Source organism: Luteibacter sp. (genome assembly GCF_036500425.1).
In the GTDB taxonomy this organism is placed as follows: domain Bacteria; phylum Pseudomonadota; class Gammaproteobacteria; order Xanthomonadales; family Rhodanobacteraceae; genus Luteibacter.
This window is the reverse complement of the sequence record NZ_DASYCB010000018.1, coordinates 39494-49246: the sequence shown is the minus strand read 5'-3', so window position 1 is coordinate 49246 and position 9753 is coordinate 39494. Positions and strand designations below refer to the sequence as shown.

At 65.6% G+C, this 9753-nt stretch carries 8 protein-coding genes; 2 read left to right on the top strand and 6 right to left on the bottom strand.

From position 1 onward, the window contains the following. Positions 1-63: 63 nt before the first annotated feature. Both VGN46_RS04235 and VGN46_RS04230 read right to left on the bottom strand, forming a co-directional pair. The gene (locus VGN46_RS04235; protein WP_331640968.1) at positions 64-2544 is read right to left on the bottom strand and encodes an EAL domain-containing protein; all 2481 of its coding nucleotides are present in this window, start codon (positions 2542-2544) and stop codon (positions 64-66) included. 176 nt (positions 2545-2720) lie between these two features. Beyond that, on the bottom strand, positions 2721-3848 hold the full coding sequence (locus VGN46_RS04230) for a hypothetical protein (RefSeq protein WP_331640966.1): 1128 nt from the start codon (positions 3846-3848) through the stop codon (positions 2721-2723). A gap of 191 nt (positions 3849-4039) precedes the next feature. Between VGN46_RS04230 and VGN46_RS04225 the strand changes: the two genes are divergently transcribed. Together VGN46_RS04225 and VGN46_RS04220 are read left to right on the top strand one after the other, a co-directional pair. Further along, the gene (locus VGN46_RS04225; protein WP_331640965.1) at positions 4040-5326 is read left to right on the top strand and encodes an acetyl-CoA C-acetyltransferase; all 1287 of its coding nucleotides are present in this window, start codon (positions 4040-4042) and stop codon (positions 5324-5326) included. A gap of 9 nt (positions 5327-5335) precedes the next feature. Further along, positions 5336-5902, top strand: coding sequence for an energy transducer TonB (locus VGN46_RS04220; RefSeq protein ID WP_331640963.1), 567 nt, complete (start codon positions 5336-5338; stop codon positions 5900-5902). 81 nt (positions 5903-5983) lie between these two features. On the opposite strand, the gene VGN46_RS04215 is transcribed toward VGN46_RS04220, so the two are convergent. The 4 genes from VGN46_RS04215 to VGN46_RS04200 all read right to left on the bottom strand — a co-directional run bounded on the left by VGN46_RS04215 (position 5984) and on the right by VGN46_RS04200 (position 9722). Continuing rightward, positions 5984-7921 (bottom strand): phospholipase D family protein, encoded by a 1938-nt coding sequence (locus tag VGN46_RS04215; protein ID WP_331640961.1) that lies wholly within the window; start codon positions 7919-7921, stop codon positions 5984-5986. Between the two features lie 60 nt (positions 7922-7981). Further along, positions 7982-8536, bottom strand: a complete 555-nt coding sequence (locus VGN46_RS04210) for a YceI family protein (protein ID WP_331640959.1) — start codon at positions 8534-8536, stop codon at positions 7982-7984. A 20-nt stretch (positions 8537-8556) separates the two neighbouring features. After that, positions 8557-9024: a histidine phosphatase family protein gene (locus VGN46_RS04205; protein WP_331640957.1), complete on the bottom strand. Its 468-nt coding sequence runs from the start codon at positions 9022-9024 to the stop codon at positions 8557-8559. Between the two features lie 65 nt (positions 9025-9089). After that, positions 9090-9722, bottom strand: coding sequence for a ParA family protein (locus VGN46_RS04200; RefSeq protein ID WP_331640955.1), 633 nt, complete (start codon positions 9720-9722; stop codon positions 9090-9092). Positions 9723-9753: the final 31 nt, after the last annotated feature.

The following is a 9753-nucleotide window of genomic DNA, read 5'->3' as shown; positions in this document are numbered from 1 at the left end:
CGCGCTCCTACAGGAGAGCTGCCTTGCTCTTGTAGGAGCGCGCTTGCGCGCGATCCCGGCCCCTCAGACCGTGGGAATGCCGTTATCGATCTGGGCGATGCGCGCTTCGAAGTCGCGGGCGGGGACGGCGCGGCCGAAGAGGAAACCTTGCATCTGGGTGCAGCCGGCATTGTCGAGGAAGGTGGCTTGCTCGGTGCTTTCGACGCCTTCGGCAAGCACCATCTTGTTCATGCCCTTGCCCATCGTGATGATCGCGCTAACGATGGCGGCGCTGTCATTATCCCAGGCGACGTCGCGGATGAAGGCGCGGTCGATCTTCAGTGTATCGACCGGGAAGTGCTTGAGGTACGAGAGGCTGCAATAGCCCGTGCCGAAGTCATCGAGGCTGAGCGAGACGCCTTGCGCCTTGATCCGGTGCAGCAGGTCGGCGATGTGGTCACCGCCTTCCATCACGGTACGCTCGGTCACTTCGAGCTCGAGCAAGGTGGGGTGCAGGCCGGTCTCGACCAGGATGCCCTGCATCATTTCGAAGAAGCGGGTGTTCTGGAACTGTAGCGCGGAGACATTCACCGAGACGGATATCGGGCGGTACGCGGTCGACCACGCGTGGGTTTGCCGACAGGCTTCGCGCAAGGCCCACTCGCCGATCGGCACGATAAGCCCGCAATCCTCCGCGACCGGGATGAACTGCTCGGGCGTGTAGACATCTTCGCCATCGACCTGCCAGCGCAGCAGTGCTTCGGCACCCACAATCGTGCCCAGGTCGACATCGACCTTCGGCTGGTAGTGCAGGCTCAACTCATTGCGCGCGAGGGCCTTGCGCAGCTCCACCTCGATGCGCACACGCGCGGTGTTGCGCTCGTTCATGCTCGCGTTGAAGAAGCGGTAACCGTTGCGACCCTGCATCTTCGCTTCGTACATGGCAGTGTCCGCGTTACGCAGCATGGATTCGGCGTCGTACGCATCGTCCGGGAACACGCTGATGCCGATGCTGAAGCTGATCGCCAGTGCCGACGCCTCAAGGCCGATGGCTTCGTTACAGGCACGCAGCACGGTCTCCGCGACCTCGGCGGCATCGACGCCATCCTCGACGTGCGGCAGCAGTACCACGAATTCATCGCCGCCGAGCCGGCTTACGGTATCGTCCGGGCGCACCGCAGCGCGAATGCGCCGCGCCACTTCCTGTAGCAGGGCATCGCCGGCAGCGTGGCCCATGCTGTCATTGATCTGCTTGAAATGATCGATATCGACGAAGAGCAGTGCACAGCGTTGCTTGCGCCGCGTCGCCACGGTGACGGCGAACTCGACGCGCGATTGCAGCAACGCACGGTTCGGCAGGCCGGTGAGCGTATCGTGGTGCGCCAGGTGCGCCATCTTCAGCGCCAGCGCACGCGTTTCACTCACGTCATGGAAGACCACGACACCACCGACGACGTTGCCAGCATGGTCGTGGATCGGCGCGGCCGAATCCTCGATCGGGCTATCGAAGCCGTTGCGGTGAACAAGGATCGCATCGGTGGTGAGGCCGATGATCGTGTTCTTCTGCACCGCGGTGAGCAATGGGTTGGCGATGGGGCGTCGGGTCAGGGGATCGCGCAACTGGAAGATATCGTCCATGGGCCGGCCGACGGCCTCGTGGCTCGCCCAGCCGGTCATCGCTTCAGCGATGGGATTGAGCGAGGTGATGCGGAGGTCCGGGTCGGTGGTGATCACCGCATCGCCGATGGATTTCAGCGTGACCTCGGCCAGTTCGCGCTCGCGGAACAACGCATCCTCGAAGGCCTTGCGCTCGCTGATGTCCTGCACCTGCGAGACGAAGTACAGCGGATCACCGCGTTCGTCGCGGACCAGCGAGACGGTAAGCAGCGCGTAGACCACCCGGCCATCGCGATTCAGGTAACGCTTCTCCATGTGGTAGGAGACGCGTTCGCCCGTCAGCACCTGCTGGACCATGTTGAGATCGGTAGCCAGGTCGTCGGGGTGGGTGATGTCCTGGAAGCTCAGTGCCAGCAGTTCGCTCTCGTTGTAGCCGAGCATCGCGCACATGGCGTCGTTGACCTGCAGCCAGCGGCCATCGGGAAGCACGAGTGCCATGCCGATGGCGGCATGGCGGAAGGCTTGCGAGAAGCGCCGCTCGCTTTCCCTCAGGCGGGCCTCAAGGGCGCGCCGGTCGGAAATATCGGCGAGCACCACGAACGCGCCGCGGACGTTGCCTTGCTCATCCAGGTCGGGCGAGAAGCTGGCCTGCGCATAGCGGTGGAGTTCTTCGCGGCGCAGCTCGCGGTCGGCGATGACCGGCGTGCCATTGAGCGCGGCGACCACGCCCGGCTCGATCCGCGGGTACAGCTCGGCGGGCACGAGTTCTTCGAGCGTGCGACCTTCCACGGCGGCATCGCCCATGCCCATCCACGCGCGATACGCCGGGCTTGCGTAGCGCAGGCGCATATCCGTCCCGACGTAAGCCAGCATGGCAGGCGCGCGTTCCAGCAGGAACGCAGGCCAGTCAGCCGGGGAAAACGCGTCGGTTGAAGACGGGTGGGGCATAGGAAACGTCGAGTTCGCAATGGCTCACTCTAGTGCCTCGGCGAACAGCCGTACATCACCAACCCGTGTACGCACCCGCCCGCGGCAAGTCGGATCACCCATGTAGGAGCGCGCTTGCGCGCGATGGGTGCTTGCGGCAAGACCCATCTCGCGCAAGCGCGCTCCTACACAGGTGGTTAGTGCAGGGAGGGGGCGGGGGCGGTCAGGGCGCCGCGTTCGTCGAGCAGCATGCGGCCCAGGGCGTGGAGTTCGCGATCAGTGCCGAAGCGGCTGGCCAGTGCGTCGAGCAGGGGCGCGAGGGCGTTCGGTTCCAGCGGGTAGCCGTGGGCGAGCACGCGGGCTTTACCTGGGATGGGCTGGGCTACGGTGATCGCGGCCATGCCCAGGCCGGCGGCTTCGTGGGCGTACAGGCGTGGCGCGGGCTGGGCCGGATCTGCCTCGGCCAGGGCTTCGACGAGGTAGCCGGCGGACGAGGCCGGGTCGCCTTCCAGATGCAGCGGCACGTGGTGGGCGGCGAGCAGCGCGGCGTATTGGCGTAACTCGAACAGGGTACCGGCGAGTTCGTGGGCCGGATTATCGCGCTGGATGCCGTCCCGGGCGAACCAGCTGGCGATGCCCGGGACGCTGACCCGCCCTTCGGCGTAGCGCAGCGGCAGGCCGCGGGAGCCCATGGCGGTCTCATCCCGGTAAGGCGTGAGCAGGGCGGCCTCGAGCATGGTCCACAGCGGGGCCAGATTTACGTGCTCGTACTGGACGCAGGTGAGCGCCAGCACGTCATCGCGACTGAGGTAGCGGGCGTGCTCGAGGCGGATGCCCAGGGTACGCATGAGGAAATCGGCGGTCAGCGAGCCGGCTTCGCCCTTGCCGACCAGGGCGGTCTCCATCGCCTGGGTCAGTTCCCCGGCGAGTTCGGCCGGGGCCAGCAGCATCCAGGGCATGAGCCGCATGGGGCCATCGGCGTAGCGCGGATCCGGCACCAGCGGCTGTGCCGGCATGTGCCCCTCGTGGGTACCGAAGGCGACCACACCGCCCTGGTCGGTCACCCGGGGGATGCGACGGGCCAGTTCTTCCAGGGTGGCGAACACCGGGAAGCCGGGACGGAGCAGCTCGACGCCATCGAACAAGGCACCGGCCACGGCGAAGCGGGACGCCTCGATACCGGGCAGCAGGACGCGCAGGTCATCGGCCATGAGGGCCGCCAGCGCCTGGGCTTCATCACGGGTAAGTTCGAGGCGATCGGGGGCCTCGCCCGGGACCAGTTCCAGCGCCAGCACGGCGGGGCAGGCGATCAGCGGCTCGGACACGACGCATTTCCACAACGGCAAAGGAACGTAATTCTATCATTGGCCGCCTTTGCCCTTTCGTTAGGAGGGGATGCGGGTTAGCCTTGCCGATACCCGGTTCGTCGGCGAACGTCGGCGTCCGCGATCCCTTTGGCTTCGATCGTTCCCCGGTCAGGCATCCCTATTCAGGTTCTTCGGACAGTCCCCAAAGCATGGAAAAGTCGCAAAAGCGTGTGGGTGTGGTCGGTGGCGTCCGCATTCCCTTCTGCCGTAACAACACCGCCTATGCGGAGGTCGGCAACTTTGGCATGTCGGTCAAGGTGCTCGGGTCGCTGGTCGAGAAGTTCGGCCTGCACGGCGTGGAGCTCGGCGAAGTGGCCATGGGCGCGGTGATCAAGCACTCGTCGGACTGGAACGTGGCCCGCGAGGCCGTGCTCTCCTCCGGCTTGGCGGCGACCACCCCTGGTATCACCACGGCGCGCGCCTGCGGCACCTCGCTCGATAACGCGATCATCATCGCCAACAAGATCGCCGCAGGGCAGATCGAGGCCGGCATCGCGGGCGGTTCCGACACCACCAGCGATGTGCCGATCGTCTACGGGCAGAAATTCCGCAAGCGCCTGCTGGCGTTGAACCGCGCGAAGACCCTGAAGGAAAAATTCCAGGTCGCCACGCGTGGGTTCTCGTTCAAGGAACTGAAGCCCTCGTTCCCCGGTGTGGCCGAGCCGCGTACGGGCAAGTCGATGGGTGATCACTGCGAATCGATGGCGAAGGAATGGCACATCGGCCGTGTCGAGCAGGATGAGCTGGCGCTGGCCAGCCACAAGAAGCTGGGCGCCGCGTACGACGCCGGTTTCTTCGATGACCTGGTGGTGCCGTTCCGTGGGCTCAAACGCGATGGTTTTCTCCGTGCGGATTCGACGCTGGAAAAACTTTCGTCGTTGAAACCCGCGTTCGACAAGACCTCGGGCCAGGGCACGCTCACCGCGGGTAACTCTACTGGCCTGTCTGATGGCGCGGCCGCCGTGCTGCTGGCCAGCGAGGAGTGGGCGGCGCAGCGCGGTCTGGCGATCCAGGCATACTTCCTCGATGCCGAAGTTTCGGCCGTCGATTTCGTGCATGGCGAAGGCCTGCTCATGGCGCCCACCGTCGCGGTGCCGCGCATGCTGAAGCGGCACGGCCTCACCCTGCAGGATTTCGACTTCTACGAGATCCATGAAGCATTCGCCGCGCAGGTGCTCTGTACGCTGCGTGCATGGGAATCCGAGGACTATTGCCGCAACCGGCTGGGCCTCGATGCCCCGTTGGGATCCATCGACCCGGCGAAGCTCAACATCAACGGTTCCAGTCTCGCGGCAGGCCATCCCTTCGCCGCCACGGGTGCGCGCATCGTCGCCACCCTGGCCAAGATGCTGGAACAGAAGGGTTCGGGCCGTGGCCTGATCTCGATATGCACGGCCGGTGGCATGGGTGTCACGGCGATCCTGGAACGCCCCTGAACGTTACGCATGCTCGCACTCCGCACCAGCACCTCGCTTAGCGCCTTCGGGCTGCTCATCGGCATCGCCGGCACCAGTTGGCTGACCGCGCTTACCTATGAGCGGGCGCCCGCGACACGCCGGTTCGCCGAGGTGATGATGCCTGGCACCAAGCCGGCGTTGTTGGCGAAGACGGTAGCAGACCACCCCTCATCGAACACACCGCTTGCGCGTCTGCGCACGCGCACCGTGGTGGATCTCGCGGCTCAGCCTGTCGCGCGTCGGGCGGTGACTGCGCCTGTCGCTGACGCGGCACCGCCGAAGCCAGAGCCGCTGGTTCCGGTGTACATGCCTTCACCGCGTTACCCGATGGAAGCGTTGCGTGCGCACCGCGAGGGGCAGGTGGTGTTGAGTGTCACCGTGACGCCCGAGGGTGATGTCACGGCGGTGTCCGTCGGTCGCTCCAGTGGCGACATGGCCTTGGACCAGGCGGCTGAAGAAGCCGTGCGGAACTGGCGCTTCGCCTCCGCCGCCGAGCGGCCGGTGCGGTATACGTCCGAGTTGCCGATTCGCTTCGAGCTTACTGATCCGCTCTGAGCCATCGCGCGCAAGCGCGCTCCTACACAAGACCTGCGCAGGCTTCTGTAGGAGCGCGCTTGCGCGCGATCTCCCCGGTCCTCAAAGAATCCCGGACGACGCCGACCCAAACGCCGTAATCATCCGCGTGTAAATCATCTTCAACGACACATCGACTTCCGGGAAATCGCCAACCGGCTCGTAGCATTCGAAGAACTGCGGGTCGGTCCAGCGCATCGGGATGCAACCGGGTTTCAGGTCGTAGCTCGTGGCGTAGCGGAACGGCCACAGGTCGAAGAACGGCAAGCGCTCCGACACATCGCCGATGAACTCGTTGATCTCCGACAATACCGGGATCGTCTTCTCGCGCGGCCCGATCACCCAGGCGTTGCCGGGCTCGGTGTCCTGCATGATCGAACCGCGCAGGCGATCGGCGAAGCGCTTGTCGTAGATGATCACGCCCGCCTCGGTGTTGTAGTGATCCGAGCGCGGGTCGAAGTTATGCGTGCCGACCATGGCGAAGGTGTCATCCACCACGATCGACTTCGCATGCAAGCCGAAGCGCACACCTGCCGTACGCAGCGGCGCGGGGCGGTGCCGCGCGCTGGGGCCATAGCGCCTGCCGGCCGAGAGGAAGCCCGTGCTTTCCGAGGGGCCGTTGGCCGCCGCCAGCTGCGCGCGCTCGGCGCGGGTCAGGCGCCGGCTTCCGCCACCCGAGCCGACCGGGCGGTTGACTGGCGGCGTCGCAACCTCATTCGAATGGCCTTCCAGGGCGTCGGGGTCGGCGTTCGAAGGGTGTGGCTTCATCTCGTAGATCTCGAAGCCGTAGTCGGTGAGGTAACGCTTGCGGTGCTTGTACGACATGGCGTACACGGCAAACGCATCGGTCGAGGCCAGCGAGTTGGTGGACACGACGACGCGCGGTGGGTCGGGCTGCTTGTGCAGGTTGCTGAAGATCTTCTTCGCGGGCCGGCTCATCACCAGGTACGGCGTCTGCAGCACGACCTCGCTTTTCGCGTTGCGCACCAGGCCCATGATGTTGCGGGTGAGCGCACGCGCCTCGCGGCGCTTCGGCTCGTCGGTCTTGCCGGGCAGGTCCGAGAGATATTCCACCCGATTCAGACGCAGCGATGCGCGCACCAGCCGCTCATCGAGCCAGTCAGGGTCTTCCGCATGGTCGACCAGCTCGGCGACGCGCCCAGGGTTGTCGTACTTCGGCGACAGCCATCGCTTCGGATCATCGGTATCGGCGACCAGCTCGCGATTCACGTCACGCAGGTGGGTCAGCGGTACCGCGCGTTTGTGCGCCCAGAATTGATCGAAGCTGGCGCCCATGGTCCTGGCGACGGGGCCGCCGACCATGACGTCGCGATCCACGTAGTCGAAGACCGGGTCCCAGTCGAAGTAGCGATCTTCATAGTTGCGTCCGCCAGTGATACCCACCAGGTCATCCACCACCAGCAGCTTGTTATGCATGCGCTGGTTGAAGCGGAAGAAGCAACACACGATGCTTGCGGCGAATTCCAGTGGCGGGGTGCGTGCGTTGGAGAAGGTCGGGTTGTACAGGCGGATCTCGAGGTGGTCGCTGGCGCGGGCGAGCCCGGCGAGCAAGCCCGGGTCGCGGAACGAGAACAACTGGTCGGCCAGGATGCGGACGCGCACGCCGCGCCGCGCGGCGGCGATCAACTCATCCAGCATCAGCTTGCCGGCGTCGTCCTGTTCCCAGATGTAAGTCTGCACATCGATGGACTGCCGGGCCGCGCGGATCAGGTTGACCCGCGCGGCCAGCGCGGCCTCGCCATCTTCCAGCAGGGTCGCCACATGCACGGGCTTGTCCGCCGTCGACGCGCCATTGGCTTCGAGCGCCGCCTCTATCAGGGGGGAGGGCAGTGCGCAGCGGTCCGGCTGGGTGCAGGTGGACTCGCGGTCGACCGTCAGCGTCACCACGGCATCGGCCTTCTGGATGCGGGCCGCCGAAAGCGAGCAGCCGCCGGATACCAGCGAGGCGGCAAGGACGAGGAGCGTGAGGAGGCGGCGCATGGCGCGCATCATAGGGGAGATGTTGCAACGCCACGTGAGCCGCACGGAGGGTGTGGGGCTTTACATCGCCTCGATGACGATGGCCATGCCCAGGTTCACGCGATCGGACAGGGCGCCGCGACGGCCGAGCATGCCGAAGTCGGTGCGATCGATCATGCCCTGCAACTGCAGGACGCACCCCGCCATGGCCTCGGGTGGGCAACGGTTGGCGAGGAGCCGGAAGGTGACCGGGCGGGTGACCCCACGGATCGTGAGTTCCCCGGCGACGTCACCGCCCTCGCTGAGCCGGGTCAGTGGCGTGGCGGCGGAGACGAACTGGATTCGCGGGTGATGTTCCGCATCGAAGAATTCCGGCGCCAGCACCCAGCGGCGCAGGCGCGCGGATTCCATGCGGATGTTCTCGGTGTCGATGTCGGCCCGGACCACCGCCGTGGCGGTGGCCGGATCGGTCGTGAGATCACCACGGATCCCTTCGAAATGGCCGGTGACCGAGGTGACCCACAACAGGCGCACCGAGAACTCGGCCTTCGAGCGGGCGGAATCGATGCGCAGGTCGGCGGCGGCCGCAGGCGACATCAGGAAAAGCACTGCGATCGCCGACAACAGGAAACGCATCAGGAACTCGGCGGACGGGACTAGTTAGGTGGGGACCAGAAGGTTTCGAGTTTGGCCTTGCCGGGTTCGAAGTTGCCGTCGAACGCCAGGCGGGCCATGCCGCCGGGGGGCATGCCGCGGTAGTCCTCGGAGCGGCCCTCGACGAGGAAGGCTACCAGCTGTTCGATGCCGGGATTGTGACCGACGAGCACGACGCGCTCGACATCCGACTGCTGGTCCAGCAGCTCGTAGAGGTCGCCGGGCGTGGCGTCGTAAATGGCCTCTTCGTAAAGAGGCTCGACCTGGCCTAGCGCCAGGGCGGCGGTTTCACGCGTTCGCGCGGAGGGCGAACACAGCACGCGGTCGTACTTGATCTTGTGCTCGGCGAGCCACGCACCCGCGGCGCGCGATTCGCGTTGACCGTGTTCGGTGAGTTTTCGCTCGCGGTCGTCCTTGCCGTCCCTGCCGGCTTCCGCCTCGGCATGGCGAAGAAGAATGAGTTCACGCATGGGTACCGTCCTCCGCTAAGGCCACTGTGAGTGGCGTAATACTGCCGTCGCGGTTGCCCTTACGCTCAGGTACTTCGCTTGATCCAGCGAAGCAGTTTCGCCCAGTCGTCCTGGTGTCCGCGTACGTTTTCCGAGTGATAGTCGAAGATGCCCTTACCGAGCGCCGTGAGCAAGACGTAAGCCTGCGAATCACGCAATTCAGCCACCACCGGGAACGGTGCCTGTTCGGCAAGTTCCGCCATGGCTTGCTGGCTGGCGTTTGTCCACGGCTTCAGGCGGTTGCCCACCAGGCCCACGGGCAGCTTGCCACGTTTCACCCGGGGGATGCCTTGCAGGATCTTGAGAAAATCCAGCGTCGCGTCCAGGTCGAACGTGGAGGGGAGCACCGGGACGAGGATGACATCGGCCTTGTCCAGGTAGGGCTCCATGTCTTTAGCGTCCATGCCTGCCGGCATGTCGATCATGACCCGCTGGATATCGTCGGAGAGCCGGTCGAAGGCCTTGCGGCTGCCTTCGATGGCGGTGACGGCCGGTGCGTTCTCGGGGCGGCGGCCCGCCCAGCGCAGGCTGGAATGCTGCCGGTCCGCATCGATGATGGCCGCATGCTTGCCGGCCTGAGACCAATAGGCCGCGAGCTGGGTGACCAGCGTCGACTTGCCGCAACCACCCTTGCTGCTTGCCACGAGCGTCGTAAGCATCCGCGAGCACCTGCCGTCGGGAGTGGCCTAG

Bases quoted from the DNA above. Each gene is read 5' to 3' on its own strand.
- VGN46_RS04235 (WP_331640968.1), bottom strand. From the start codon at position 2,544: ATGCCCCACCCGTCTTCAACCGACGCGTTTTCCCCGGCTGACTGGCCT.
- VGN46_RS04225 (WP_331640965.1), top strand. From the start codon at position 4,040: ATGGAAAAGTCGCAAAAGCGTGTGGGTGTGGTCGGTGGCGTCCGCATT.
- VGN46_RS04220 (WP_331640963.1), top strand. From the start codon at position 5,336: ATGCTCGCACTCCGCACCAGCACCTCGCTTAGCGCCTTCGGGCTGCTC.
- VGN46_RS04215 (WP_331640961.1), bottom strand. From the start codon at position 7,921: ATGCGCCGCCTCCTCACGCTCCTCGTCCTTGCCGCCTCGCTGGTATCC.
- VGN46_RS04210 (WP_331640959.1), bottom strand. From the start codon at position 8,536: ATGCGTTTCCTGTTGTCGGCGATCGCAGTGCTTTTCCTGATGTCGCCT.
- VGN46_RS04205 (WP_331640957.1), bottom strand. From the start codon at position 9,024: ATGCGTGAACTCATTCTTCTTCGCCATGCCGAGGCGGAAGCCGGCAGG.
- VGN46_RS04200 (WP_331640955.1), bottom strand. From the start codon at position 9,722: ATGCTTACGACGCTCGTGGCAAGCAGCAAGGGTGGTTGCGGCAAGTCG.